The 25,074-nt window shown below is 70.0% G+C and carries 23 protein-coding genes and 1 pseudogene; 6 read left to right on the top strand and 18 right to left on the bottom strand.

Translation table 11 applies throughout. The annotated features are described in order from the left end of the window. Window positions 1-102: 102 nt before the first annotated feature. On the bottom strand, window positions 103-531 hold the full coding sequence (locus NUT86_RS29405) for a RidA family protein (protein WP_148590019.1): 429 nt from the start codon (window positions 529-531) through the stop codon (window positions 103-105). Window positions 532-666: 135 nt separating this feature from the next. Between NUT86_RS29405 and NUT86_RS29400 the strand changes: the two genes are divergently transcribed. From NUT86_RS29400 to NUT86_RS29390, 3 genes are all read left to right on the top strand, one after another. Next, window positions 667-1,074, top strand: a complete 408-nt coding sequence (locus NUT86_RS29400; protein ID WP_018087119.1) for a MarR family winged helix-turn-helix transcriptional regulator — start codon at window positions 667-669, stop codon at window positions 1,072-1,074. Window position 1,075: 1 nt separating this feature from the next. Further along, on the top strand, window positions 1,076-2,242 hold the full coding sequence (locus NUT86_RS29395; protein ID WP_410177223.1) for an LOG family protein: 1,167 nt from the start codon (window positions 1,076-1,078) through the stop codon (window positions 2,240-2,242). A gap of 164 nt (window positions 2,243-2,406) precedes the next feature. Continuing rightward, window positions 2,407-3,345: a hypothetical protein gene (locus NUT86_RS29390; RefSeq protein ID WP_018087121.1), complete on the top strand. Its 939-nt coding sequence runs from the start codon at window positions 2,407-2,409 to the stop codon at window positions 3,343-3,345. A gap of 94 nt (window positions 3,346-3,439) precedes the next feature. Here NUT86_RS29390 and NUT86_RS29385 read toward each other — a convergent pair whose 3' ends face one another. From NUT86_RS29385 to NUT86_RS29365, 5 genes are all read right to left on the bottom strand, one after another. Next, window positions 3,440-4,513: an ABC transporter ATP-binding protein gene (locus NUT86_RS29385; RefSeq protein WP_093647052.1), complete on the bottom strand. Its 1,074-nt coding sequence runs from the start codon at window positions 4,511-4,513 to the stop codon at window positions 3,440-3,442. After that, complete coding sequence (locus NUT86_RS29380) at window positions 4,514-6,166, bottom strand: ABC transporter permease (RefSeq protein ID WP_274740665.1); 1,653 nt, start codon at window positions 6,164-6,166, stop codon at window positions 4,514-4,516. A gap of 68 nt (window positions 6,167-6,234) precedes the next feature. Further along, window positions 6,235-7,311: a thiamine ABC transporter substrate-binding protein gene (locus NUT86_RS29375; protein ID WP_274738395.1), complete on the bottom strand. Its 1,077-nt coding sequence runs from the start codon at window positions 7,309-7,311 to the stop codon at window positions 6,235-6,237. Between the two features lie 257 nt (window positions 7,312-7,568). Then, complete coding sequence (gene rlmN / locus NUT86_RS29370; protein ID WP_093647057.1) at window positions 7,569-8,675, bottom strand: 23S rRNA (adenine(2503)-C(2))-methyltransferase RlmN; 1,107 nt, start codon at window positions 8,673-8,675, stop codon at window positions 7,569-7,571. Between the two features lie 135 nt (window positions 8,676-8,810). Beyond that, a complete protein-coding gene (locus tag NUT86_RS29365) occupies window positions 8,811-9,038 on the bottom strand; it encodes a DUF7660 family protein (RefSeq protein WP_018087126.1) in 228 nt (75 codons plus the stop codon). 345 nt (window positions 9,039-9,383) lie between these two features. Here NUT86_RS29365 and NUT86_RS29360 point away from each other — a divergent pair, with 345 nt between their 5' ends. Both NUT86_RS29360 and NUT86_RS29355 read left to right on the top strand, forming a co-directional pair. Further along, window positions 9,384-10,613 (top strand): PIN-like domain-containing protein, encoded by a 1,230-nt coding sequence (locus NUT86_RS29360; RefSeq protein WP_274738392.1) that lies wholly within the window; start codon window positions 9,384-9,386, stop codon window positions 10,611-10,613. Window positions 10,614-10,828: 215 nt separating this feature from the next. After that, a complete protein-coding gene (locus NUT86_RS29355; RefSeq protein ID WP_239696641.1) occupies window positions 10,829-11,620 on the top strand; it encodes a bestrophin-like domain in 792 nt (263 codons plus the stop codon). A gap of 72 nt (window positions 11,621-11,692) precedes the next feature. Here NUT86_RS29355 and NUT86_RS29350 read toward each other — a convergent pair whose 3' ends face one another. The 5 genes from NUT86_RS29350 to rpsB form a co-directional block, all read right to left on the bottom strand. Beyond that, window positions 11,693-12,859, bottom strand: coding sequence for a phosphatidate cytidylyltransferase (locus NUT86_RS29350; protein ID WP_026169188.1), 1,167 nt, complete (start codon window positions 12,857-12,859; stop codon window positions 11,693-11,695). Continuing rightward, window positions 12,859-13,416 carry a ribosome recycling factor gene (gene frr, locus NUT86_RS29345; protein WP_006602824.1) on the bottom strand — a complete coding sequence of 186 codons (558 nt, stop codon included), beginning with the start codon at window positions 13,414-13,416 and terminating at the stop codon, window positions 12,859-12,861. The genes NUT86_RS29350 and frr overlap by 1 nt, the downstream gene beginning before the upstream one ends. Before the next feature lie 175 nt (window positions 13,417-13,591). Beyond that, window positions 13,592-14,362 carry a UMP kinase gene (pyrH, locus tag NUT86_RS29340; RefSeq protein WP_018087130.1) on the bottom strand — a complete coding sequence of 257 codons (771 nt, stop codon included), beginning with the start codon at window positions 14,360-14,362 and terminating at the stop codon, window positions 13,592-13,594. 162 nt (window positions 14,363-14,524) lie between these two features. Next, window positions 14,525-15,361 carry a translation elongation factor Ts gene (tsf, locus tag NUT86_RS29335; RefSeq protein WP_159485953.1) on the bottom strand — a complete coding sequence of 279 codons (837 nt, stop codon included), beginning with the start codon at window positions 15,359-15,361 and terminating at the stop codon, window positions 14,525-14,527. A 108-nt stretch (window positions 15,362-15,469) separates the two neighbouring features. Further along, window positions 15,470-16,369 (bottom strand): 30S ribosomal protein S2, encoded by a 900-nt coding sequence (gene rpsB / locus NUT86_RS29330; RefSeq protein WP_018087132.1) that lies wholly within the window; start codon window positions 16,367-16,369, stop codon window positions 15,470-15,472. 340 nt (window positions 16,370-16,709) lie between these two features. Here rpsB and NUT86_RS40490 point away from each other — a divergent pair, with 340 nt between their 5' ends. Continuing rightward, window positions 16,710-18,032: a murein hydrolase activator EnvC family protein gene (locus NUT86_RS40490; protein WP_342456262.1), complete on the top strand. Its 1,323-nt coding sequence runs from the start codon at window positions 16,710-16,712 to the stop codon at window positions 18,030-18,032. A 347-nt stretch (window positions 18,033-18,379) separates the two neighbouring features. Here the strand turns inward: NUT86_RS40490 and NUT86_RS29320 are convergent, their stop codons facing one another. The 7 genes and pseudogenes from NUT86_RS29320 to NUT86_RS29290 form a co-directional block, all read right to left on the bottom strand. Next, window positions 18,380-18,919, bottom strand: a complete 540-nt coding sequence (locus NUT86_RS29320; protein ID WP_037740492.1) for a TetR/AcrR family transcriptional regulator — start codon at window positions 18,917-18,919, stop codon at window positions 18,380-18,382. A gap of 127 nt (window positions 18,920-19,046) precedes the next feature. Beyond that, window positions 19,047-19,883 carry an RNA polymerase sigma factor WhiG gene (whiG, locus tag NUT86_RS29315; protein ID WP_026169189.1) on the bottom strand — a complete coding sequence of 279 codons (837 nt, stop codon included), beginning with the start codon at window positions 19,881-19,883 and terminating at the stop codon, window positions 19,047-19,049. Between the two features lie 361 nt (window positions 19,884-20,244). Further along, on the bottom strand, window positions 20,245-21,555 hold the full coding sequence (gene dprA, locus NUT86_RS29310) for a DNA-processing protein DprA (RefSeq protein WP_274738386.1): 1,311 nt from the start codon (window positions 21,553-21,555) through the stop codon (window positions 20,245-20,247). A 2-nt stretch (window positions 21,556-21,557) separates the two neighbouring features. Then, window positions 21,558-23,216, bottom strand: coding sequence for a YifB family Mg chelatase-like AAA ATPase (locus NUT86_RS29305; protein ID WP_274738385.1), 1,659 nt, complete (start codon window positions 23,214-23,216; stop codon window positions 21,558-21,560). Further along, window positions 23,216-23,566, bottom strand: a pseudogene (locus NUT86_RS29300) (YraN family protein); the annotation flags it as partial. The pseudogene NUT86_RS29300 and the gene NUT86_RS29305, both read right to left, overlap by 1 nt. A 558-nt stretch (window positions 23,567-24,124) precedes the next feature. Next, window positions 24,125-24,433, bottom strand: a complete 309-nt coding sequence (locus NUT86_RS29295) for a DUF2469 domain-containing protein (protein ID WP_003980220.1) — start codon at window positions 24,431-24,433, stop codon at window positions 24,125-24,127. A gap of 38 nt (window positions 24,434-24,471) precedes the next feature. Further along, a complete protein-coding gene (locus tag NUT86_RS29290) occupies window positions 24,472-24,948 on the bottom strand; it encodes an NUDIX hydrolase (RefSeq protein WP_266445404.1) in 477 nt (158 codons plus the stop codon). Window positions 24,949-25,074: the final 126 nt, after the last annotated feature.

The following is a 25,074-nucleotide window of genomic DNA, read 5'->3' as shown; positions in this document are numbered from 1 at the left end:
GCCCGGGACTGCACAACAGCCCGCGGCACCACCGGGAATGAGCTGCCCCCGGCGCCCCCGTCCGTACCACCGCGTGATCCGGTGCGGCGGGGGCGGCGCTCCTCAGCGCGCGAGCGCCGTGGCCTCCACCTCTATCCGCCATTCCGGCTGGGCCAGCGAGGACACCTCCACCAGCGTCTCCGCGGGATAGGGCTCGGACAGGAACTCCTCGCGCAGCGTGAGGAGCTGGCCGGCGTCGGCAGCCATGTCCGTGATGAAGACGCCCACCTTCACCACATCGGCGAGCGAGGCACCAGCGGCGGCGAGCACCCGCTCGACATTCGCGAACGCCTGGCGCCCCTGCGTCAGGAAGTCGTCGGCGACGGTCCGGCCCCGCTCGTCGATACCCGCCTGGCCCGAGACATGGATCAGTCCGCCCGCCCTGATGGCCTGCGAGATCTTGTGCGGCTCATACCAGTCGGGAGTCGTGGCGATCCGCTCGATCTCTCGCCGGCCCTGCCCTTCGGCGGCAACGTCCACCGACATCGTCATCACTCTCCCCCTCGGATCCATGCACATACATTCCTTGCATGCGCATACATAAGTTTCTGCTGCATGTACGCTGCTGTCAAGAGCCCGGCGACGCACGGTGAAAACGCAGAAGAGAGCGGCAGAAGGCAGAGGGCGATGGACGCGGAGCACTGGGACCGGCTCGGAGCGCTGCACACACGCGTCGAGCAGGAGCTGGCGAAGGCCCTGCAGCAGCACCACAGCATCGGGCTGTCCGAGTACCGCGCGCTGGCCAGGCTGGCCGAGGCGGACGACGGCGAGCTGCGGATGCAGGAGCTCGCCGACCTCATCGGCCTCAACCAGAGTTCCGTGAGCCGGCTGGCCTCCCGCCTGGAGTCGTCCGGGCTGACCCGCCGCGATCTGTGCCCCGATGACCGGCGCGGCGTGTACAGCGTGATCACTGACGAGGGCCGGGACGTACAGCGGCAGGCGCGCCCGACCTACGACAGTGCGCTGCGCGCCGCACTCGACGCGGCGGCCGCGGACGGACACCTCGGCCCGCTGGTGGCCACACTGCGGTCCTAACATGACGGACGTGCAGTCGAATTCACAGCCCTCAGCGTCCCGCCGCACCCACACCCACCACGACCACGACGACCGCGAGATCGAGTCCCTGGAGGAGTTCGACCAGGTCGTCGCCTCGGGCAGCCTCGCCGGACATCGCGTCCAGTCGGTCGATCTGACGGACCGTACCTTCGCGCTGCTCAGCGCGGACACCACGGAGTCCGTGTTCCTCGGCTGCGTCATGGAGCCGGACGCCGCCGCCAAGATACGCGCCGGTGGCGCCCTGGTCTTCCCTCCCGTACCGGGCCTGCCGTTCGATCCCTACCGGGGCGGCCTGTACGGCCCGGACGAGCTCTTCGACGGGCTGGCCGGCACCGGCTTCGACGCCACGCCGGACGCCCGCACCTACCGCTGGTATCAGGACACCAAGTCGGACGGCGACATCTTCGCCTCGATGCTGCGCAGCATCCATGACGACGCCGTCTCCGACGCCCTGGACGAACACCTCGCCGGTACCCAGGTGGTGGGCGTCATGGGTGGCCACGCCCTGGAGCGCGGCTCCGCGGCCTATGCGGGCGCGGCCCGGCTCGGCCGCCGGCTCACCCGCGACGGGCTGACCGTCGCGACCGGTGGCGGCCCCGGCGCGATGGAGGCGGCGAACCTCGGGGCGTACGCCGCGCCCTTCGAGGACGAGATGCTCGACTCGGCGCTGGAACTCCTCGCCAAGACACCGCACTTCACCCCGTCCGTCACGGACTGGGCGCGGGCCGCCTTCGAGATACGGCACAGCCGGCCGGGCGGCGGCGCCTCGGTCGGCATCCCCACCTGGTTCTACGGCCATGAGCCGCCGAACGCCTTTGCCTCCCACATAGCGAAGTACTTCGTCAACGCGGTGCGCGAGGACGGCCTGCTGGCGCGCTCCACCGCCGGCGTCGTGTTCCTGCCGGGCGCGGCCGGGACCGTCCAGGAGATCTTCGACAATGCGACGCCGAACTACTACCAGTCGCGGGGCGAGCCGACCCCGATGGTGCTGGTGAACCGCGCGCACTGGACCGAGAAGCTCCCCACCTGGCCGCTGCTCCAGGCACTCGCCGCGGACCGGCCCATGGCGACCCGGATCGCCCTGGTCGACTCGGTGGACGAAGCCCCGGACGCGCTGGCCCGCCTCCGCACCCAGACGCCGTCCTGACACGGTTGTCGCCCTCCGCCTCTCCTGCGCCGAAGGCCGGACGCCGCCTCCGTAGGCCGACGACTCGATGTGTTGGCCACCGGAGGCAACTCCCGTCCCCAAATGCACGTCTGCCAGGAAGGTAATGAACAGGTAATGCAGACAGCGGGCGAACGGAGCTCTTGGTGATCATCGGTCTTCTGACGGCCGTGGCGGCGTCGGCCTGCTACGGCACGGGATCGGTCCTGCAGGCGGTGGGCTCCCGCAAATCCGCCCGCCGGGAGGCGGCCAAGTCCTCCGCCTCCGGTGTCACCCAGCATGGCGGGCCCAGCCTGTCTTCGACCGCGAAGGCGGCCGTGACCTGGGAGTTCATGGTGGGCACGGTGCTGGACTTCGTCGGGTTCGGGCTGGGCGCGCTGGCGGCCCGGCTGCTGCCGCTGTTCCTCTCCCAGACCGTGATCAGCGCCAATCTCGTGATCACGGCCGTACTGGGCATCAAGCTTCTCGGCATCCGGCTCAGCCGGGCCGAGTGGTCCTCCATCGGCGTGGTCTGTGCGGCACTGGTGCTGCTGGCCACGGCCGCGGGGCCGGAGGGCAGCGGCCACACACCGATCGCCACACACTGGTGGCTGCTCGTCGCCACCGTCGTGCTCATCGGCGGCGGCACGCTGATCGTGCGTCTGCTCGGCGGACGGGCCGCGATCCTGGCGGGCCTGCTCTCCGGTCTGGGGTTCGGCGCGCTCGGTGTCGGCGTACGGGTGCTGAACGGTGTGGACCCCTTCCACCTGCCGTCCCTGCTCGGCGACCCCGCCCTGTACGCGATTCTCGTCGCCGGTATCGGGGGCATGTATCTGCACACCGTCGCCCTGCAGATCGGCTCGGTGAACGGCGCCACGGCGGCGCTGGTGGTGGGCGAGACGGTGGTACCCGGCATTCTCGGCGTGCTGTGGCTGGGGGACTCCTCCCGTCCGGGCTTCGCCTGGGTCGCCGTCCTCGGCTTCGTGGTGGCGGTGGCCGGCGCCGTCGCGGTCGCCTGGTTCGGCGAGCCGGAGCCGGAGCCCGGCGCGCCTCAGGCCGGGTCACCGGAGGCCGACGAGCTGCCCACGGAGGTCGCGGCCCGCTGAGGCCGCCTCCGGTCCTGCACGGCACAACTGGCGGACGCGGGGCGCCCGGTAGCGGCCCACGGCCCGGCGCCCCGCCGGCCGCCCCTCCGCGCGGTCAGCCCGCCGCGGCGGAGGCGTCCAGCACCACCACGTCCTGCGCATGGAAGGCGATGCCCACCCGCTCGCCCACTTCGGGCGCGTCCCGCAGCGCGCAGGCCGCCTCCACCTGCGGTCCGCCGGACGGCTGGAGCAGCAGCGCGACATGCGTGCCGCGGAAGGTACGGGCGGCGACCGTGCACGGCAGGCCCTCGGGGGCGGCCGTCAGCCGTACCCCGGCCGGACGGACGAGCAGCCGGCACGGCCCGTCCGGGGTGGCCGCCGGGACGGGCACCTTCCCCCAGGGGGTGGCGGCGGCCTCGCCCTGCACCGTCGCCTCGACCACGTTGTCGAAGCCGAGGAAGCGGGCGACGAATTCGGTGGCGGGCCGCTGCCAGACCTCCAGCGGGGTGCCGGTCTGTGCGATCCGGCCGTCCTGCATCACCACGACCCGGTCCGCGAGCGCGAAGGCCTCGCCCTGGTCGTGGGTGACGGCCAGCACGGTGGTGCCCAACTCGTGGAAGAGCCGTCGGAGTTCGACGACCAGCCGTTCGCGCAGTCCGCGGTCGAGCTGGCCGAGGGGCTCGTCCAGCATCAGCAGACGGGGGCGCGGGGCCAGGGCGCGGGCCAGGGCGACCCGCTGCTGTTCGCCGCCGGACAGGGATGCCACGGCGCGCCGCTGGGCGCCCGGCAGCCCGACGAGATCCAGGAGTTCGGCGACCGTACGCTCCTGGTCACCGCGCGGGGAACGCCGCATCCGCAGCCCGAAGGCGACATTGCCCGCGACATCGCGCTGCGGGAAGAGCTGGTGGTCCTGGAACATCAGGCCGACCCCGCGCCGGTGGGTGGGCACTCCCGACTGGTCCCGCCCCTCCAGCAACACCTGTCCCGCGTCGGCCTGTTGGAGCCCGGCGACCACCCTCAGCAGAGTGGACTTACCGCTGCCGCTCGGCCCCAGGACGCACACGATTTCGTGGGCGGCGACCTCCAGATCCACCGCGTCCAGCGCGGGGCGCCCACCCGCGTGGAAGCGGACGGTCACCCCGCCCAGCCGCAGCAGCTCCTGTGCCGTGCTCCCGGCCCGTGCCGTCATCTAGAACTCCCCGGATCGGTCGATGGGGCGGAGGCGCTCCAGTACCAGCAGGGCGGCGGCGCACACCACCATCAGGATGGTCGACAGGGCCATCGCCTGCCCGTAGTTGAGCTCCCCCGCACGCCCCAGCAGCCGCGCCACGGCGACCGGCAGCGTCGGCTGGTCCGGCCGCGCGATGAAGACCGTCGCGCCGAACTCACCGAGCGACACGGCGAAGGCGAAGCCCGCGGCGATCAGCAGCGCCCGCCGCACCAGCGGCAGGTCGACCTCGCGCCACACCCGCCAGGGCGAGGCGCCGAGCACGGCGGCCGCCTCCCGCAGCCGGCTGTCGACCGCCCGAAGGACCGGCAGCATCGTCCGGACCACGAACGGCACCCCCACCAGCGCCTGGGCGAGCGGGACCAGCCACCACGAGGCGCGCAGATCGAGCGGGGGTTCGTCGAGGGTGATCAGGAAGCCGAAGCCCACGGTCACCGCGGAGACCCCCAGGGGCAGCATCAGCAGCACGTCGAATCCGCGGACGAACCGGCTGACCACGGGGGTCCGCCCGGACGGGCCGCGGCGCAGCCTGGGGAGGGTCAGGGCGGCAGCCGCCAGTCCGCCCACCACCAGCGCGATCACGGTGGCCGCGGCCCCGTAGGCGAGGGAGTTCCACAGGGCGTCGAGGGGGGCGACGGCGAAGGTGCTGTCGGCGCTCGCGGCGGAGGCCAGCGAGGCGTAGAAGACCGCTCCGTAGCCGTCCGGCCCGGCGAACGACCGCTCCACGAGCACCACCAGCGGCACGAGCAGCAGCACGGCGATGACGGCGAACGTCCCCCACAGCAGCGCCCACTGGCCGCGGCCGCGCGGCCGGCGGGCCGTCTGCGACGCGTCCACGAGCCGGAGCGCGGATTCCCGGCGGCGCACGGTCCAGGCGTGCAGCGCCAGTACGCCCAGCACCGCGGCGAATTGGATCATGGTGAGGACGGCGGCCGTCGGCAGATCCAGGAAGTCCGCGGTCTGCCGGTAGATCTCCACCTCCAGCGTCGAGAAGGTGGGGCCGCCCAGGATCTGCACCACCCCGAAGGAGGTGAAGGTGAACAGAAAGACCATCAGGGCGGCGGCCGCGACGGCCGGCCCCAGCGCGGGCAGGGTGACCCGCCGCCAGGCCTCGAACCGCCCGGCTCCCAGCACCCGCGCCGCCTCTTCCTGACGCGGATCGAGCTGTCCCCAGAGCCCGCCGACGGTCCGTACGACCACGGCGTAGTTGAAGAAGACATGCGCCAGCAGAATCGCCCACACCGAGGTGTCCAGGCGCACGCCCCACAGGTCGTCCAGCAGTCCGCCCCGCCCGACCAGCGCCAGGAAGGCCGAGCCGACGACGACGGTCGGCAGCACGAACGGGACCGCCACGACCGCCCGCAGCAGTTGTTTGCCGGGGAAGTCGAAGCGCGCGAAGACATAGGCGCCGGGCAGCGCGATCAGCAGCGTCAGCCCGGTCGAGGCCGCCGCCTGCCAGACGGTGAACCACAGCACATGCACGACGTCCGGGTCGCTCAGCACGGCACCGAACCGGCTGAGCTGCCACTGCCCGCCGTCCTTGAGGCCCCGTCCGACGATCGCCACTACGGGATAGGCGAAGAACAGCGCGAAGAAGGCGAGCGGCACCGCCATCAGGCCGAGCCGCACCGCCGTCCCCCGCGCGGGCCTGCCGCGCCGGGCGCCGGTGACGTCCGGAGGCGTTACTTCAGAACGAGCGAGGACCACTGCTTGATCCACTGTTCGCGGTTCTTGGTGATCTTCTCGGGGGCCAGCGTCGCCGGCTTGTCGATCGTCGTGCCGTACTTGGTGAACAGCTCCGGCACCTCGGCATCCTTGCGGGCCGGGTTGACGAACATCTGCAGCGGTACGTCCTCCTGGAACTCCTTGCTCAGCAGGAAGTCCAGCAGCGCCTTGCCGCCCTTCTCGTTCTTCGCGCCCTTGAGCAGACCGCCGAATTCGATCTGCCGGAAGCAGGTGCCGGCCGCGACACCGGTCGGTGCTTCCTTGGGCGCGGGCTTCTTGCCGAGCACCTCGGCGGGCGGGCTGGAGGCGTAGGAGACCACCAGCGGCTTGTCGCCCTTGCCCTTGCCCGCCGCGGAGCCGGAGAACCGGTCGTTGTAGGCCTGGTCCCAGCCGTCGACGACCTCGACGCCATTGGCCTTGAGCTTCTTCCAGTAGTCCGGCCAGCCCTTCTCGCCGTATTTGGCGATGGTGCCGAGCTGGAAGGCGAGCCCCGGGGAGGAGGTGGCGGAGTTCTCCGTGACGAGCAGCCCCTTGTACCGGGGCTTGATCAGATCGTCGAAGGTCTCCGGCGGCGCGATCTTGTGCCGGTCGAAGTAGCCGCGGTCGTAGTTGACGCAGATGTCGCCGAAGTCGAGCGGGGTGACCCGGTGCTCGCCCTTGTCGAGCTGCAGCCCCGCGGGGACCTTGTCCAGCCCCTTGGCCTGGTAGGGGCTGAAGAGGCCCTCGTCCAGACCGCGCGAGAGCAGGGTGTTGTCGATCCCGAAGAACACATCGCCCTGGGGGTTGCCCTTGGACAGGACCGCCTGGTTCACGGCCTTGCCGGCGTCCCCGCCCTTGAGCATCGTGACCTTGTAGCCGCTCTCCTTCTCGAAGGCGGCCAGCACGGACTTCGAGACGCGGAACGAGTCATGGCTGACCAGCGTGACGGTTTTGCTGTCCGCACTCCCGCCGCCCGAGCTGCCGCACCCGGCGAGGGCGGCGATACCGACCGCGGCGACGACCGCCGCCGCGGTGATCCTGCTGGTGGTGCTCACTGATTTCCTCCTGGCTGGCCAGGAAGAGACGCGGCCCTGCCCGATGTCCACGGCTTCCGACGTCCGAGGACGTACGGAGGGGACTTCGGGCAGGGCGCAACAGCATGAGTGACGACCGAACTTCCTACCCGGAATGACCCGGGCGAGGTTCAAGGGTCTGCGGGCACCGTAGGACTACGACGCTTCCGCACTCTCAGCGCTGTGGCGCTCCCCTGTCGGAATGTGCATTTGTTCGACCACACCGTACCAGCGGGCGGTCAGCGCTCCGAGGCCGCGAGCTGCCCGCAGGCGCCGTCGATCTCCTGGCCGCGGGTGTCGCGGACGGTCACCGGCACCCCGTGCGCCTCGATGGCCTGGACGAACGCCCGCTCGTCCTCGGGACGCGAAGCGGTCCACTTCGAGCCGGGCGTCGGGTTCAGCGGAATCAGGTTCACATGGACCCGCTTGCCCTTCAGCAGCCGGCCCAGCAGATCACCGCGCCACGCCTGGTCGTTGATGTCCCGGATCAACGCGTACTCGATGGAAATCCGGCGGCCGGACTTCTCGGCGTACTCCCACGCCGCGTCCAGCACCTCCCGCACCTTCCAGCGCGTGTTGACGGGCACCAGCGTGTCGCGCAGCTCGTCGTCCGGGGCGTGCAGCGACACGGCCAGCCGGCACTTGAAGCCCTCGTCGGCGAACCGCAGCATCGCCGGCACCAGCCCGACCGTGGAGACGGTGATCCCCCGCTGCGACAGCCCCAGCCCGTCGGGCTCGGGGTCCGTCAGCCGCCGGATCGCCCCGACCACCCGCTTGTAGTTGGCGAGCGGCTCGCCCATCCCCATGAAGACGATGTTGGACAGCCGCGCCGGCCCGCCCGGCACCTCACCGTCGCGCAGCGCGCGCATCCCGTCGACGATCTGGTGCACGATCTCGGCGGTCGAGAGGTTACGGTCCAGCCCCGCCTGCCCCGTGGCGCAGAACGGGCAGTTCATACCGCACCCGGCCTGCGACGAGATGCACATGGTGACCCGGTCCGGGTACCGCATCAGCACCGACTCGACGAGCGTCCCGTCGTGCAGCTTCCACAGCGTCTTGCGCGTGGTGTCGTCATCGCACGAGATGTGCCGCATGACCGTCATCAGCTCCGGCAGCAGCTCGCTCGCCAGCTTCTCGCGCGCGGCCGCCGGGATGTCGGTCCACTGCGCCGGGTCATGCGCATAGCGGGCGAAGTAGTGCTGCGACAGCTGCTTGGCGCGAAACGGCTTCTCCCCGATGGCGGCCATCGCTTCGCGACGCTCGACGGGGCTGAGATCGGCAAGGTGCCGCGGAGGCTTCTTGGCCCCGCGCGGCGCTACGAAAGTGAGTTCTCCGGGTGCAGGCATGGTGCGTCCAGTGTGGCAGATCGTCTACGGCGGCCCAGGCCACAGCGGGGTGGGGCCGGTCACCTCCTGTGGCCCTCTGTCACTGGCGGCCGGCCTCACACGGCTCGGGGACGGCCCAGGGTTCGGGCCGGGGTGCTACTCGTACACGGTGGCTGCGCTCAGCGCTCTGGCGAAGAAAGCCCAGTCAGCGTTGTCAGGTAGGTCATGGCCGGTGTTCCTGTACCAGCCAGCCGCATCGTCGATCCAGGCGGCGAGAGCCTCCAGGAAGTCACCGAGATCGGCGTTGTCCCACGCGGCGGCATTTTCGGCATGGTCACGGTGCAGGGAGCGGACAAACGACGCCAGCGCTTCCCTGCTGTCCACACGATCAGGAGACGAAGTCATGGGCGTGGACGTTACTGCCCTCGGGACGACTGCTTTGTAAGCCTGATGGTGGCCTCCAGCGCATCCGCGATGGTCGCGCCACGCGTCGTCTCCTCCCGTCGGCAACGCAGTCGCTGCACTTCGATGAACCTCGTTGGCCGTGGCCGACCGCCCGACCAGGCCGGCGCCGCAATGGAATATTTCCCTGATTCGTAGAGCCGCCCCAACAAATCAAGGAATCACAGCGTTCAGCTCCCTGCAGCGCTCATAGTGCTCTAACCTGATTCAGAAGATTGCGAACGATCATAGGTGTCGCACAAGGGGGCGATTCTTATCAGCTCTTTCATGGAGCCATTCTCCAGTCACTGGAGAATGGCGAAAGGGGAACTTTCACAGGCACTTAAAGAGTCGCTCGTCGTGATCGACTCCAGCGTCCTACTGGACCTCTATCGCGTCACACCGATCGCCAGAAAGGAAATGATCGAGAGCCTTCTCACGGTCAAGGAAAACATTTGGGTTCCACATCAGGTTGCACTTGAATTTCATCGCAACAGAGTCGAAGCTGCACGCGATCAGCTCGCTTTCTACGACGAGACGTGTAAGTCGCTTGAGACAGCACAAAATCAGGCCCTGCAGCGTCTTAATGAGTTTGCAAATCGCTCGGCCCTCGATGGTAACGAGAAGAAGAGGCTCAAGGAGCCACTTGAGGATGCCTTTCGCGCTGCCATCGACCGAGTTAAATCCCATCAAGGAGTGTTCGACCTGACAATCAGTAGAGTGCTCAATGATGACCCTGTATTGAGGGCACTAGCAGAGCTTCTTGACGGGAGGGTCGGACAGCCCCTTCCCGAGGACGATTACGTTAAGGCACAAGCTGAGGCTGCCCACAGGAGAGACAACCGGATACCGCCAGGGTATAAGGACAGGGCCAAGAGGACTAACCCTGATGGGGATTACCTGTGGTGGGAGCAGACTCTCATCAAGGCGGCCGACGTGCGTAAACCCGTACTCATCATCTCCAACGATGAGAAAGAAGACTGGGTCAACAAACGACTCGACTTCTCCCTGGGGCCACGTGAGGAGTTGGTGGAAGAGATTAGGCGGCGCGCAGACGTTGCTTTACGGATCGTGAATTTCGCTACCTTCTTGGAGAGCGTAAAGGTCGGCACCGCAGTTTCAGTAAGCCGCGAAACGCTATCTCAAGCAAACATTGCGAGACGGCAAAGCGAGAAGCGGTCCAGGAGAATTATTGTGAGCCGTGCCGTCGTTGAAAGCTTTGAGGAATTCGCTGTGCGGGCGCTTGAGGGAAGAGGGCAAGAGCTCAGTGAGAGTATGGCGAGGCAAGCCAAGGCGGCTGACGATCCAGACATGAAGGAGCTACTGGACACTGAGGTCGCCCGCCATCAGGACGCAATCGAGATGTACCAAAGGTGGCTACAACAGCTGCGAGAGGCCGTCTCTCGAGCATCCAGGCTGAAGGATGACCTAGTTATTCATCTCGAGGATGACGCTTTGCGGCGTACGCTTCTCAAGCGCGTATATGAGGCGAGGGAGGGGGGCGCAGACAATCCGTGAGGTCGATGGAGCGGTTTTGGGCGGGAGCTGCTTTGGGGCGAGTGATCGTGGCCCCGCTCGCGGTCGCAGCCTGTCCCCTCCCCCGTGGATGCCGCTCCTGCGCGGCCGTCGCTCACCGAAGAGACGAACCATGCGTGTCCGCAGCCCGGTGCCTTCGTTGGCCACCGCGCCATGGTGGCTGGTGTGGGGTACGTCAGGAGCGTGGAACAGTGGCCGTGACCCGTTGGATCGTGATCAACCTCCCTCCCTGGTTGCTGCTGACAGGGCTCGTCGTCGTGATCGCGGGCGGGACCGCAATCGTCCAGGCACTCGTCCGGCACCGTGTCCCCCGCATCAAGCAGGGCGAGCAGAACGAGATCGCGCAGTTCCTCTTCCCCGTGATCGCGGTCGTCTACGGGTTCCTCATCGGCTTCATCGTCCTCGCGCTCTGGGGTCAGGTGAACACGGCGGACCAGACGACACGGACCGAGGGCGCCGCGGCGACGGAGCTGGCCGGAGGGCGCGATGTGTTCGGCAGGGCCGAGAGCGCGCGGATCAGGCAGAGCCTGTTGGCGTACGGACGGGCGGCGGCGGCCGAGTGGCCCAGCGCCGCGGTCGGCGAGACCACGCCCGAGGCCGAGAACGCGCTGAGCCGCCTGTACCACACGTACGAGAGCATCCGGCCCCGCAACGACACCCAGCGAGCCTTCCTCGCCAGCTCGGTCGCGTCGCTGAAGGAATTGAGCCTCGCACGCACGGAACGGCTGCTCGAGGCACGCACCAACATCGGCCCACCCCTGTCCCTGTGGATGGCGATCCTTCTGACCAGCGGACTGGTCCTCGGATTCTCCGCCACCTTCGGCTCCGAGCAGGCTCTGATCCACTACGGGATGGTCGCGGCGGTGAGCGTCCTCGTTGCCACCAACCTGTTCCTGGTCACGGAACTGTCGTATGCCTTCCTCGGCGAGTTCGCCACTTCGCCGGAGCCGCTGCGCGCGGTGGTCGACGCCCTGTCGCCGCCTCGGTAGACGGCAGGCGGACATGGAAGAGGGCAGGGAGAGGAATCCCTCTCCCTGCCCTCACCTGCGAGAACCCTGCGCTCAGCCGGCTCCCACGAAGACCACGAACAGCAGCCAGACGACAGGCGCGGTCGGCAGCAGGGAGTCGAGGCGGTCCATGATGCCGCCGTGACCGGGGAGCAAGGTGCCCATGTCCTTGATGCCGAGGTCACGCTTGATCATGGATTCGCCGAGGTCGCCGAGGGTCGCGCTGGCCGCGACGGCGAGGCCGAGCAGCAGGCCCTGCCACCAGGCGCCGTCCACGATCAGGAACTCCATGCACAGCGCGCCGGCCGCCATCGCGAAGAGCACCGCGCCGACCAGTCCCTCGCGGGTCTTGCCGGGGCTGATGCGCGGGGCGAGCTTGTGCTTGCCGAACCGCCAGCCGACCGCGTACGCCCCGGTGTCGCTGACGACCGTCAGCAGCAGGAACGTCAGCACCCGCAGCGGGCCGTCGGCCTCGGCCGCGAGCATCAGCGCCACGAACGTCGCGAGGAAGGGCACATAGAACGCCGCGAAGACACCGGCGGTGACATCCCGCAGGTAGTTCTCGGGCGCCTCGGTCATCCGCCAGACGAGCACGGCGAGCGCGGTGAGCGCCATCGCCACCCAGGCTCCCTCGGCGCCGCGGACATATCCGGCGACCACCATGGCGGTGCCGCCGACCGCGAGCGGCACCAGCGGCACCTTGATGTCCTTGCGCTCCGCCAGCCGCGAGGTCAGCTCCCACAGGCCCACGACAACGGCGATCGCTATCACGCCGATGAAGACGGGCTTGTAGACGAAGAGCGACGCAACAATGATCGCGCCGAGGCCGACACCGACCCCTATGGCAGCGGGCAGGTTGCGGCCCGCGCTCTTCTTCTTCGGCTTCTCTGAGTCCGGCGAGTTGTCGGACCCGGAAAGAGAGGTGGGCATGGGCTCCTGCGGCTTTTCGTCGCGGAACAGGGGGCCGCTCCGTCGAGCAGCCCCCCGGTCGTCCAGGTGGTCCCGGTTATCCCGGATGTCCCGATGTTCCCGGTTGTCATCCTGGTATCCGCCTTGCCCGGGCACAAAGGGCATGGGCCGAGTCTGCGCCGCATCGCCCCAGTCGTACACCGGACCCGCCGGGGCGGGGGGCGCCGCACCGCGAAGCGAGGAGGCCGGTCCGTGGTCGGGCGGTCCCCATTGACCGGCGCCGGGCGGGGCCCCCCAGGAAGACTCGTTCATCAGACCTCGAGGAGCTCGGATTCCTTGTGCTTGAGCAGCTCGTCCACCTGCGCGACGTACTTCGCGGTGGTGTCGTCGAGCTCCTTCTCGGCGCGGCGCACCTCGTCCTCGCCGCTCTCCTTGTCCTTGACCAGCTTGTCGAGGGTCTCCTTGGCCTTGCGCCGGACGCTGCGGATCGAGATCTTCGCGTCCTCGCCCTTGTTCTTGGCGACCTTGATGAACTCCTTGCGGCGCTCCTCGGTCAGCTCCGGGAACGTCACTCGGATGATGTTGCCGTCGTTGCTCGGGTTGACACCGAGGTCGGAGTCGCGGATGGCCTGCTCGATGTTGCGCAGCGCGCTCTTGTCGAACGGGGTCACCACGGCCATCCGCGGTTCGGGAACCGAGAACGACGCCAGCTGGTTGATCGGCGTCATGGCGCCGTAGTAGTCCGCCACGATCTTGTTGAACATCGCCGGGTGCGCACGCCCGGTGCGAATCGCGGCGAAGTCCTCCTTGGCGACCACGACGGCCTTCTCCATCTTCTCCTCGGCCTCGAGGAGGATCTCTTCGATCACCACTTGCTCCTGGTCTTTTCGGTAAGAAGCAGAGCCTCGCCCCTGCCGCGCGTCTTCTCCTGCACGGTGTCCGACCGGCAGGCAGTTGTCCATCCCCGTACCGAGGTCTTCCCCCGGCCGGGAGTTGCCGCCCGTACGGGGCGATGCCCGTACGGAATCGCGGCAGTTGAGGCCGTCAGGCCCGGGTGTCCTGATCGCTGACGAGCGTGCCGATCTTCTCACCCTTCACCGCACGCGCGATGTTGCCCTCGGCGAGCAGCTCGAACACGAGGATCGGGAGCTTGTTGTCCCGGCACAGCGTGATGGCGGTGGCATCGGCGACCTTCAGGTCGCGGGTGATCACCTCGCCGTATTCGAGGGCGTCGAACTTCACCGCGTCCGGGTTCTTCTTGGGGTCGGAGTCGTAGACGCCGTCCACCCCGTTCTTGCCCATCAGCATGGCCTCGGCGTCGATCTCCAGGGCGCGCTGGGCGGCGGTGGTGTCGGTGGAGAAGTACGGCATCCCCATACCGGCGCCGAAGATGACGACCCGGCCCTTCTCCAGATGGCGCACCGCGCGCAGCGGAATGTACGGCTCCGCGACCTGGCCCATGGTGATAGCCGTCTGGACGCGGGAGTCGATGCCCTCCTTCTCCAGGAAGTCCTGGAGGGCCAGACAGTTCATGACCGTGCCGAGCATGCCCATGTAGTCGGAGCGGGCCCGGTCCATACCGCGCTGCTGGAGTTCGGCGCCGCGGAAGAAGTTGCCGCCGCCGATCACGATGGCGATCTCGTAGCCGTCGCGCACCACGGCGGCGATCTCGCGGGCCATCGCGTGCACGACGTCGGGGTCGACGCCCAGTCCGCCGCCACCGGCGAATGCTTCGCCCGACAGCTTCAGCAGGAAGCGTCGCCGGCCGCCGTGGCCGGCATGGTCTGTGTGCGCGCCGTCGGCACCGTGAATCATTGAGCTCTCCTCGTGCACATACGAAGAAGGCCATTGCCGTGGGTCTGGTTCAGATCCCTCTGCGGCAATGGCCTCCTCGTCACATCTGCGGCCGGCCGTTGAGCGGCCGACTGCGTACGACCCTAGCGGGGTCGTAGGTCATTCGCTGCCTTCGCGACAGGCTCAGATGCCGACCTTGATGCGCGAGAAGCGCTTCAGGGTGACACCGGCCTCCTGGAGGACCTTCTCGACGGACTTCTTGTTGTCGAGCGCGTACGGCTGACCGAGCAGCGTCGCGTCCTTGAAGAAGCCGTTGATGCGGCCTTCGACAATCTTCGGCAGAGCGGCTTCGGGCTTGCCCTCCGCGCGGGTGGTCTCCTCGGCGACACGCCGCTCGGCCTCGACGACCTCGGCCGGGACGTCGTCCTTGGCGAGGTACTTCGGGGCGAAGGCCGCGATGTGCTGCGCGATGCCCTTGGCGACCTCGGCGTTCTCCTTGTCGAGCTCGACGAGGACACCGATCTGCGGGGGCAGGTCGGGCATGGTGCGGTGCATGTACGCCGACACGTAGCCGTCGGAGAACTGCGCGAAGCGGTCCAGGACGATCTTCTCGCCGAGGGTGGCGTTGGCCTCGTCCACGTACGCCTGGACGGTCTTGCCGGCCTCGATCTCGGAGGCGAGCAGGGCCTCGAGGTCGGCCGGGGAGGTCTTCGCGACGTGCGCGGCGATCTCGTTGGCGACGGCCTGGAACTTCTCGCCCTTGGCGACGAAGTCCGTCTCGCACTTCAGCTCGACGATGACGCCGGAGGCGTTGTCGCCGGCGATGAGGGAGACCACGGCGCCGTTCTCGGCGGAGCGGCCCTCGCGCTTGGCGACGCCCTTCTGGCCCTTGATGCGCAGCGCCTCGACGGCCTTGTCGACGTTGCCCTCGGCCTCGTCCAGGGCCTTCTTGCAGTCCATCATGCCGGCGCCGGTGAGCTCGCGGAGCTTCTTGACGTCAGCGGCGGTGTAGTTCGCCATGGTCTGTGAATCTCTTCTCGAAATCTCGAAGTCGAAAGATCTACGGGTGGACGGCGGGGGCGGCGCTTGTGGCGCCCTCCCCCGCCGTCATCAGCCGGATGCTGCGGGTCAGGCCTGCTCGGCGTCCGCGGCCGGCTTCTCGGCCTCGGCGGCGGGGGCCTCGGCGGCCGGGGCGGCCTCCTCAGCGGGCTTCTCCTCGGCCTTGGGGGCCTCGTCGTCAGCCTTCTTCTCGCCCTCGAGCAGGTCGCGCTCCCACTCGGCCAGCGGCTCGGCGGCAGCAGCCTTCTCGCCGGGCTTCTGGTCGCCGGTGGCGGCACCGGAGCGGGCGATGAGGCCCTCGGCGACGGCGTCGGCGATCACGCGGGTGAGCAGGGTGACGGAGCGGATCGCGTCGTCGTTGCCCGGGATCTTGTAGTCGACCTCGTCCGGGTCGCAGTTGGTGTCGAGGATCGCGACGACCGGGATGTTGAGCTTGCGCGCCTCACCGACGGCAATGTGCTCCTTCTTGGTGTCCACGATCCAGACGGCGCTGGGCACCTTCTGCATCTCGCGGATACCGCCGAGGGTCTTCTCCAGCTTGGCCTTCTCGCGGGAGAGAACCAGGAGCTCCTTCTTGGTGAGGCCGGAGGCGGCCACATCCTCGAAGTCGATCTGCTCGAGCTCCTTCAGGCGCTGCAGGCGCTTGTAGACGGTCGAGAAGTTGGTCAGCATGCCGCCGAGCCAGCGCTGGTTCACGTAGGGCATGCCCACGCGGGTCGCCTGCTCGGCAATGGCCTCCTGGGCCTGCTTCTTCGTGCCGACGAACATGACCGAGCCGCCGTGGGCGACGGTCTCCTTGACGAACTCGTAGGCGCGGTCGATGTACGACAGCGACTGGAGCAGGTCGATGATGTAGATGCCGTTGCGCTCGGTGAAGATGAAGCGCTTCATCTTCGGGTTCCAGCGGCGGGTCTGGTGCCCGAAGTGGACGCCGCTCTCCAGCAGCTCCCGCATCGTGACGACGGCCATGGCCGTACTCCTTGTTGTTCTCGGTTCCACTGCGGCCGGTCGGCCGCGGTGCCTGACGCCCCGACGCGCCTGCCGGGGATGACACCTTGCGGAGCCGTCCGAGGACCGAGGGGCGCGGCCGTCGTGCTGCCCGAAGGGGACTGGTGCACTGACGGCGGGGCGTGCGAAGTCGACCCGGTGACCCGGATCGCCACCAGAAGTGTACGGGACGGCCGATGCACCGGGCGACACGCTCCGTTTCGAGCCCCGGGCGGGTGACACCGTTGTCCACAACCGGCCGGTCATCCACAGCTTCGGACCAAGATCCGCACGCCGCGACGGACTGCGTCACCGTCAGCACATGCGACGAATCACGCGACGGAATCCCGGCCCGCCGAGAACCCTCCACGCCTTCACCGTCCTCCGCGGACGCCTCCCCCGACCGGCAGACCGCAGGCGGCCAAGGCCCAGGCCTCACAGCCAACCGGGACGCGGGCCGGGCCCCCTTCCTCCTCCCCGGTTCCGGTCCCCGTCCTGGCCCCGGCCCCCGTCCCGGCTCCGGCCCCGCTCCCGGTCGCGCACGCCTCTCCCGCCGGTACCGCGCCGGCAACCGAACGGATACGGACCGACCTGCTTCTTCCCCGCCCACGCGGCAGGTGTCCTCCTGGCCCCGACCGCGGCTGCGGCTGCGGTCCTCACGTTCTTCACCCCGGCGCTCGCGAACGCTGCTGCCGTTTCGTCCGTGAGCGCGACGGCAGGGCATGGGGTGGCACGAGGGGTGGAGCGCGCGGCGGAGCACGGGTCGAGGGTCGTGGCGGGTCGGCCGGTGGAGGTGATGGATCGGGTGGCGGGTCGGGCTGCGGGTCGGGCTGCGGGTCGGGCTGCGGGTCGGGCTGCGGGTCGGGCTGCGGGTCGGGCTGCGGGTGTGGAACGTGGCGAGGTTGCAGGGCGTGCCGAGGGTGTGGCGCCGGTGGTGCGTGCCGTGCCACCGGCCGAGGGCAGGTCCTGGCCGGTGGGAGGAGCAGGGGGTATACGGCCCACCGTGGTCAGAGGCTGGGAGCCGCCTCCTGCCCCGTGGACGGCCGGACACCGCGGGGTGGATCTGGGCGCACCCGCCGATGCCGTGGTGCGAGCGGCGGCCCCTGGCCGAGTGGCCTACGCCGGGACCGTCGCCGGGCGTGGCGTCCTGACCCTCGAGGTGTCCCGCTCGGGCCGCCCTCCCTTACGCACCACCTACGAACCCGTACGCTCCACTGTCCGGAAAGGTCAGCGCGTCACGGCGGGCCAGCCGGTCGCCGTGCTGCAACACGGCGGCCCGTTCCATTGCCGGGAACCCTGCCTCCACTGGGGCCTGCGCCGCGGGAAGACCTACCTGGACCCGTTGTCGCTGCTGCCCCCGAGCATGCTCGGCGGCGGCCCCTCGCGACTGCTGCCGATCTTCGGGGTTCCCATACCTGCGGGCGGCCACACACTTCCCCCGCCTCCGGAACCATCGGAGCCCACAGCTCAAGCGAGCAGTCCGGCCCCGACGACGACTGCCCTCGCAGAGGCGGTCGGTCTCGCGGCGGTGACGATCTGGGCGCTCGCCCGGCTTTCCTCGGCTCGGTCTGCGCTTAGCGAGGAAGGCACGCGACGACGGTGGCGGGGTTGGGGTTGGCGCCTCCTCGGGCGAGGTGGTGGCTGAGCGCGAGACGGCCATGATCACGGCGGAGGAGTGAACGCGACACGGCGAGAACAGCCAGGTCAGCGGGGTGGTGGTGCGGGCCCGCTCGTGCAACAGCGCACGCCCCGGCCCAGGCACAGGCGGCGGGAAAGCCGCACAGCGCACGGACACAACACGCCACAGGAGCCGGCCGGGCTGCGGGCTGCGGGCTGCGGGCTGCGGGCTGCGGGCTGCGGGCTGCGGGCTGCGGGCTGCGGGCTGCGGGCTGCGGGCTGCGGGCTGCGGGCTGCGGGCTGCGGGGCAAACGAGCGTGGAGGTGGTGGAGGTGGGTGGGTGGGCCGGGGGCCCGGGGGGAAGGGCCCCCGAAGTCAGCCGCGAACCCCCCGGAGCGCCATCGCCACCGCCGCCTCCGTGATCTCGCCCGGGTCCTCCGCGGCGCCCAGTTCGATGCGGCGGACCGCGGCGTCGACGACTCCCTGGAGGAGCATGGCCGCGAGCCGGGGTTGTTCGTGGCCGAGGGCGGCGAGCGCCTCTACGATCATGGCGATGAGTCCGCCGTGCGCCGCGCGGATCTTCTCGCGTGCACCCGCGTCCAGCTCGCCGGCCGAAATGGCCACGACGGCACGGTGGCGCCGGTCGCCGACCAGCGCGAGTTGCCGGCGCACATAAGCCTCGATCTTGTCCTCGGGCGTGTCGGCACGCTGCATCGCCGCTTCGACCTCCGCGGCCCAGACCGGGAAGTCGACGGCACACAGCTCTTCGACGACGGCGGCGCGCGAGCGGAAGTACTCATACACGGAGGAGCGCGCGAGACCCGTGCGCTCGGCGAGGGCGGGGAAGGTCAGCGCTTCCGTTCCGCCTTCGGACAGCAGGGTGCGGGCGGCGTCCAAGAGGGCGCCGCGCTGCATCGTCCGGTGCTCGGCCACAGAGGCCGCTCGAATCCTGGGCACGTCACCACTCTACGGATGGCGCGCCCGCCGTGGCACTCCGCATGGCGACACCGAAGGGGAAGAACCGTCACCCGCAGCCCGTGACTCAGCGTCCGACGTCGGCGAGCTTCGCCCTGAGCTGGAGCACGGATTTGGTGTGGATCTGGCTGACTCTGCTTTCCGTGACACCGAGGACATTGCCGATCTCGGCAAGCGTGAGGCCTTCGTAGTAGTAGAGCGTGACCACGGTCTTCTCGCGTTCAGGGAGGGTGTTGATGGCGCGTGCGAGCAGCCGCCGCAGCTCACGGTCCTCGGCGATCTCGACGGGGTTCTCGGCGGCCGTGTCCTCGAGCGTGTCCATCAGGCTCAGGCGTTCGCCCCCCTCGCCGCCGACGTGCAGCAGTTCCTCCAGCGCCACGACGTTCGCCAGGGACAGCTGGCTGAACACCCCGTGGAGTTCCTCCAGCCCGATGCCCATCTCCTCGGCGACCTCCGCCTCGGACGGGGTGCGGCGTAGTTGCGCTTCGAGGGTGGCGTAGGCGCGTTCTACGGCGCGGGCCTTCTGCCGTACGGAGCGCGGGATCCAGTCGAGCGCGCGCAGCTCGTCGATCATTGCGCCGCGAATACGGGTGATGGCGTAGGTCTCGAACTTGATGGAACGTTCGGGCTCGAACTTCTCGATGGCGTCGATCAGTCCGAAGACCCCGGAGGAGACGAAGTCGGCCTGTTCGACGTTGGGGGGCAGGCCGACGCTGACGCGGCCGGCGACGTACTTGACCAGCGGCGAGTAGTGCAGGATCAGCTGCTCCCGCAGCCGGCCGTCGCCTGATGCCTTGTAGGCGCGCCACAGCTCGTCGAGCGAGGTGGGCGGAGCGGGGCGCACGCTGCCGCGTGCGGCGGGTGGTACAGCCGCACGGTCAGACCCGGAGGTGTGCTGGGGCATTCGTCGCCTTGAGCCGTTCTGCCGAGACGCGGGTGGATGGATGTATGAGGGTTGAATTGCCTGTGAGCGTAGCGTGACCACAGCGTCGCGGTGCGCGAGGAAGGCAGGTTCGGGGGTGCGCAGATACGTTCCGCTGCCCGCACCCCAGGGTTACCTCGTACGGCGTGGCGACATCCGGACACGGTGCCGGGCGCGGGCTTCCGGAGGGCCGTGCGGGCGGACGCGGTGACATGACGGGCGGGGCCTCGTGCGTCCCCTGCGCCACATCGCCGTCTCCCCACGGGTCGGGCCCGCGCCACGAAGCACGGCAAACCTGGATTCTGCGGTCATTCCCCTCACCCTTTCACCCGTTCGCCCCAGGTCAAGTACCGCCTCGCCGGGAACCTCCGGTCGCCTCGGCGCGTCGCGCCAACTCCCAGCGGTCACCGCACCTTTGAACGAATCCGAGGGACAGCAGCTCGAAGAGTTTGGCGCGGGTGACCTCGCGGGGCGTGCCGGCTTCCTGGGCCAGATGGCCGGTGTCCGCGGTGCCGCGCGCGGGCAGCGCCTCGAGCACGAGGGCCGCGACGGGGTCCAGGAGGTCGCGGATGCGGGTCTGCCCTTGTCGTTCGGGGGCGAGGTCGCCGATGGTGCCGACGAGTTCGATGACCTCGTCGGCGTCGGTGACCACCGCGGCCTCGCCGCGCAGGAGTTGATGCACTCCGGCGGACAGGCCGCTGGTGACCGGGCCCGGCATGCCCATCGTGAAGCGCCCGAGGGTCTGCGCCCGCCGGGCGGTGACGAGTGAGCCGCTGCGGAGTTCGGCCTCTACGACGACGGTGCCTCTGGTGAGTGCGGCGATCACGCGGTTGCGCTGGATGAAACGGCTGCGGGTGGGGTGGTCGCCGGGAGGTAACTCGGCCACCACCAGGCCCTGTCCGGCGATCCGGCCGATCAACTCGGTGTGGCCGCGCGGGTAGGGGTGGTCGACTCCGGAGGCCATGACGGCGATGGTCGCGCCGTCCGCGGCGAGCGTGCCTCGGTGGGCGGCGCCGTCCACGCCATAGGCGGCACCGGAGACGACGGTCCAGCCGCGGTCGGCGAGTCCGGCGCCGAGGGTGGCGGCGAGGTGGGCGCCGTATTCGGTGCAGGCACGGGCGCCGACGACGGCGACCGAGCGCAGCGCCCACAGTCTGAGGTTGGCCGTCCCGCGCACCCACAGGCCGATGGGGCGGGCGTCGCCGAGGTCATCGAGCTGGCCTGGCCATTCGTCGTCCCCCGGGCAGATGAACCGGCCGCCGAGCGCGGTGACGGCGTCGAGGTCCGCGGTGGGGTGTGCCCGGGTGGCGCGCAGCCGCAGGCCCGCGATCTTGGCAGGGCTTGCGCCCGTGGGCAGGTCCGCATCGTCGTCGGACAGGGTGTGCCACAGGGCTTCCGGGCCCATGTCGCGCAGCCAGCGGCCGGTGGTTTCGTCGCCTGGTTCGAGGATGCGGGTGAGGGCCGCACGGGCGGTGCGCTGTGGGTCGGGTGCCTCGCCGGCGGCGGGCCGTGGGTCGGCGGTCGCGGGGCGGTGCTCGGTCCTCGTGGGCATGGTGTGGCCCGGCCCGGCCGTCGGGTCGGGTGTGCGGTCCCGGTGTGTCCCGGCCGGCTCCGGCCCGTCGGTGGCGAAGCCCCATGCGTCGATCCCGTTCATGGTCACCTCTGCTCGTGCGGCGGCCGGGCGGTCGCGGTCTCGTGGCGGTCTCCGACCCCGCCGGCCGCCGTCAGCGCGCCGCGGCGTACGCCGGTGCGGAGTTCCAGGGCCCAGTTGACGTCTTCCCTGGTGGGGCGGTCGCGGCCGGCGAGGTCGGCGGCGGTCCAGGCGACGCGGAGGACGCGGTCGAGGCCGCGGGCGGTAAGGAGGCCGCATTCGAGGTCGCGTTCCGCCTGGGCCAGTGCACCGGGGTGGACCTGCCAGCGGGTGCGCAGCTCGTGCCCGGGGACCTCGCTGTTGGTGTGCCACGGTGTGCCGGCGAAGCGGGCCGCGGCGCGTTCACGGGCGGTCCGTACGCGTTCGGCCACTGCCGCGGTGGATTCCGCGCCGCGGCCGAGTGCGATCAGTTCGGCACGGGCGACCGGTTCCACGGCGATCCGCAGGTCCACCCGGTCCATCAGGGGCCCGGAGAGCCGGGCCCGGTAGCGGCGGATGGTCGACGGCCGGCATTCGCAGCCGCCGCCAGTGGCGCCGTGCCGTCCGCAGGGACAGGGGTTGGCCGCGAGGGCGAGGAGGATGCGGGCGGGCATGCGCATCATGCCCGCGGCGCGGGCGACGACGACATGACCGGACTCCAGTGGCTGGCGGAGTGCGTCCAGGACGCGTGGGCTGCACTCCGCGGCCTCGTCCACGAACAGCACGCCGTGGTGGGCGAGGGATACGGCGCCGGGGCGGGGCAGTCCGGTGCCGCCGCCGACGAGGGAGGCCATCGTCGCGGAGTGGTGCGGGGCGCAGTAGGGCGGCCGGTGGACGAGCGGCTGGCCCGGCGGGAGGGTGCCGGCCACCGAGTGGACGGCGGTGACCTCCAGGGATTCCTTGGGCGACAGGGGTGGCAGCAGCCCGGGGAGGCGTTCGGCGAGCATGGTTTTGCCGGCGCCGGGCGGGCCTTTGAAGAAGATGTGGTGGCGTCCGGCGGCGGCTACTTCCAGGGCGCGTCGGGCGCTGTGCTGACCTGCGACGTCGGCGAGGTCGGGTGTGTGGTCCCCGGGTGGCAGGCCCGCACCGACGCCGGTTCCGGGCACGACCAGCCCGGCGAGCGAGGGGTCGGGGCGGCCTTCGTCCCGGGGGTCTTCCTCGTCGGGCACGGGTTCGTCGGCGAGGACGGCGATGAGCTGGCGCAGGGTGCGGACGCCGAGGACGGAGATGCCGGGGACGAGCGAGGCCTCGGCAACGGTCTGTTCCGGGACGACGACCTGGCGGTATCCGGCGTCGGCGGCGGCGAGTACGGCCGGCAGCACTCCGCGTACGGGGCGGACGCGGCCGTCCAGGCCCAGTTCGCCGATCATCATCAGGTCGGTGAGTTCGCGGGGGTCCAGGCGCTCGGCGGCGCCGAGGACCGCGCAGGCCACGGCCAGGTCGAAGCCGCTGCCGCCTTTGGGTACGGAGGCTGGGCTGAGGCCGACGGTGAGCTTCCTCTGCGGCCATTCGGCGCCGGAATTCACGACGGCGGCGCGGACCCGCTCCCGGGACTCGATGAGGCTCTTGTCGGGGAGGCCGACGAGGGTGAAGGCGGCGACACCGGGTTCCAGGTCGGCCTGGACCTCGACGACGACGCCTTCGACGCCCACCAGGGCGACGGAGCAGGTGCGGGCGAATCCCATCAGGCCACCCCTCGCGCGTGCTGGACGACCGGGGCGCCGCGGGCCGGCAGCAGGACGCCGATGACATCGATCCGTACGCCGCCGGGTGGCGGGCCGCCGTGTCGTTCCAGCCAGCGTTCCGCCAGCAGCCGCAGCCGGGCGGTCTTCTCGGGGCGTACGGCCGCCATGGGGTGTTCGTACCAGCCGGCGCGGCGGGTTTTGACCTCGCAGACCACCAGGGCGTCGCCGTCGGCCGCGACGATGTCGATCTCTCCGTCACGGCAGCGCCAGTTCCGGTCCAGGATCCGCATTCCGGACTCGATGAGCCGCCGGGCGGCCAGGTCTTCGCCGTAGCGGCCGAGGGCGCGGCGCCGGGTGTCGGCCGGTTTGGCGGCCGTGGGGCCGGTACCTGGCGGGTCGGTGCCCGGTGGCCCGGCGGCGGTCCGCTCGGCCGTAGGGGGCTTACGTCCTGGGGGTGGCGCTCCGCCCTTGCGGCAGTCGGCCGGCGTGACCTTCGCGGCCTGCCCCGGCCCCGTGCCCGCCTTCGCTTCGCCGACCGGGCCGGAGCCGATTCGCGCCTCGCCCTGACCACTCGTCGAGGCCGGCCCGAGCGTTTCGTCGCGCCCGCTCTTCGGGGCCGGTCCGAGCGCCTCGCCCGGCCCGCCTCTCGAGCTCGTCGCCCGTGCCGCGTTCCGGTCCCTTGCGGAGCGCGTCCTCGGCGGAGCCTCCGTGATCGGTGCGTTCTTCCCGGCCTGCCGGCCGGCGTGCATGGCGTTCATGCGGTACCACCTCCGGCACCGACTGTGACGCCCCCGACACGATCTGTTGGATCTTGGTGGACAGTGAGCCGGTTGTGGATAACCCGCTCACCCGTCCGGGGCACGGTGGGCCGGCCCGGGGGGCCGGCCGCGCCGCAGCCTCCGGCCGCCTCAGCTCCCCGGAAGATCCAGATCGCTCTTGTTGAGCTCCTCGATATTCACGTCCTTGAACGTGAGTACCCTCACCTGCTTGACGAAGCGGGCCGGACGGTACATGTCCCAGACCCAGGCGTCAGCCATCGACACCTCGAAAAAGACCTCGCCCTGGACCGAGTGCACCTGCATCTCGTAATCATTGGTGAGGTAGAAGCGACGCTCGGTCTCGATCACATATTTGAACAGCCCGACGACGTCGCGGTACTCCCGGTAGAGCTTCAGCTCCATCTCGGTCTCGTACTTCTCGAGGTCCTCGGCGCTCATGGCAGATCCCCTTCAGCCGTGCGTCCCCCCATTGTGCGTCAGACCCGCTCGGTCTCCAGGAGCACCGGCGCATCGGGGGGCCCTTCGTCGAGCAGCGTGCGCAGCAGCTCGGCGAGTCTGGTCGGATACACCGTCTCATGGGATGCGGACAGTTCCTCCGAAGTCCACCACCTCAGTCCCGAGACGCTGCGTCGCTCCAGGTCCGTCTGCCCGCCGGCGTGGGTGGCAGTCCGTTCGGTTCTTCCCAGGTAGTACCACTCATCCTGCTCCCAGCGCCGCCCGTCGAAGGGGAAGGCGCAGTGACGCTTCCACAGGACGGGCCCGAGGACGACGTCGGTGATGCCGGTCTCCTCGGCGAGCTCGCGGCGGGCCGCCTCTTCGCGGCTCTCCGTGCCTTCGAGGCCGCCGCCGGGGGTGAACCACCAGGTGTCGGTGGGGCGGTCCGGTTCGAAGCCGTGGAGCAGCAGGATCCGGTCGTCGGGGTCGAGCAGCACGACGCGCGAGACCTGGCGCACGCTGGTCGTCTCCGGTGCGTCGTCGGCCGCGCCCTCTTGCCCGTCGGCCGTCGCACGGCGCTCGGAGGCCTCCTCAGCGGCCGCACGGCCCCCGTCGGCCCCGGCGCCGGCCGCCGCCCCGCGCCC

Origin of the sequence: Streptomyces sp. G7(2002) (assembly GCF_028870195.1) — a bacterium.
Classification (GTDB): domain Bacteria; phylum Actinomycetota; class Actinomycetes; order Streptomycetales; family Streptomycetaceae; genus Streptomyces; species Streptomyces nigrescens.
Note: the sequence above shows the minus strand (reverse complement) of the source record. Positions and strands in the feature narration are given on the sequence as shown.

What these genes read in the sequence shown, in the direction of transcription:
- NUT86_RS29405 (WP_148590019.1), bottom strand. Translation starts at nt 531, where the DNA reads ATGACGATGTCGGTGGACGTTGCCGCCGAAGGGCAGGGCCGGCGAGAG.
- NUT86_RS29400 (WP_018087119.1), top strand. Translation starts at nt 667, where the DNA reads ATGGACGCGGAGCACTGGGACCGGCTCGGAGCGCTGCACACACGCGTC.
- NUT86_RS29395 (WP_410177223.1), top strand. Translation starts at nt 1,076, where the DNA reads ATGACGGACGTGCAGTCGAATTCACAGCCCTCAGCGTCCCGCCGCACC.
- NUT86_RS29385 (WP_093647052.1), bottom strand. Translation starts at nt 4,513, where the DNA reads ATGACGGCACGGGCCGGGAGCACGGCACAGGAGCTGCTGCGGCTGGGC.
- NUT86_RS29380 (WP_274740665.1), bottom strand. Translation starts at nt 6,166, where the DNA reads ATGGCGGTGCCGCTCGCCTTCTTCGCGCTGTTCTTCGCCTATCCCGTA.
- rlmN (WP_093647057.1), bottom strand. Translation starts at nt 8,675, where the DNA reads ATGCCTGCACCCGGAGAACTCACTTTCGTAGCGCCGCGCGGGGCCAAG.
- NUT86_RS29360 (WP_274738392.1), top strand. Translation starts at nt 9,384, where the DNA reads ATGGAGCCATTCTCCAGTCACTGGAGAATGGCGAAAGGGGAACTTTCA.
- NUT86_RS29350 (WP_026169188.1), bottom strand. Translation starts at nt 12,859, where the DNA reads ATGAACGAGTCTTCCTGGGGGGCCCCGCCCGGCGCCGGTCAATGGGGA.
- pyrH (WP_018087130.1), bottom strand. Translation starts at nt 14,362, where the DNA reads ATGATTCACGGTGCCGACGGCGCGCACACAGACCATGCCGGCCACGGC.
- tsf (WP_159485953.1), bottom strand. Translation starts at nt 15,361, where the DNA reads ATGGCGAACTACACCGCCGCTGACGTCAAGAAGCTCCGCGAGCTCACC.
- rpsB (WP_018087132.1), bottom strand. Translation starts at nt 16,369, where the DNA reads ATGGCCGTCGTCACGATGCGGGAGCTGCTGGAGAGCGGCGTCCACTTC.
- NUT86_RS40490 (WP_342456262.1), top strand. Translation starts at nt 16,710, where the DNA reads ATGCGACGAATCACGCGACGGAATCCCGGCCCGCCGAGAACCCTCCAC.
- NUT86_RS29320 (WP_037740492.1), bottom strand. Translation starts at nt 18,919, where the DNA reads ATGCAGCGCGGCGCCCTCTTGGACGCCGCCCGCACCCTGCTGTCCGAA.
- whiG (WP_026169189.1), bottom strand. Translation starts at nt 19,883, where the DNA reads ATGCCCCAGCACACCTCCGGGTCTGACCGTGCGGCTGTACCACCCGCC.
- dprA (WP_274738386.1), bottom strand. Translation starts at nt 21,555, where the DNA reads ATGAACGGGATCGACGCATGGGGCTTCGCCACCGACGGGCCGGAGCCG.
- NUT86_RS29305 (WP_274738385.1), bottom strand. Translation starts at nt 23,216, where the DNA reads ATGGGATTCGCCCGCACCTGCTCCGTCGCCCTGGTGGGCGTCGAAGGC.
- NUT86_RS29295 (WP_003980220.1), bottom strand. Translation starts at nt 24,433, where the DNA reads ATGAGCGCCGAGGACCTCGAGAAGTACGAGACCGAGATGGAGCTGAAG.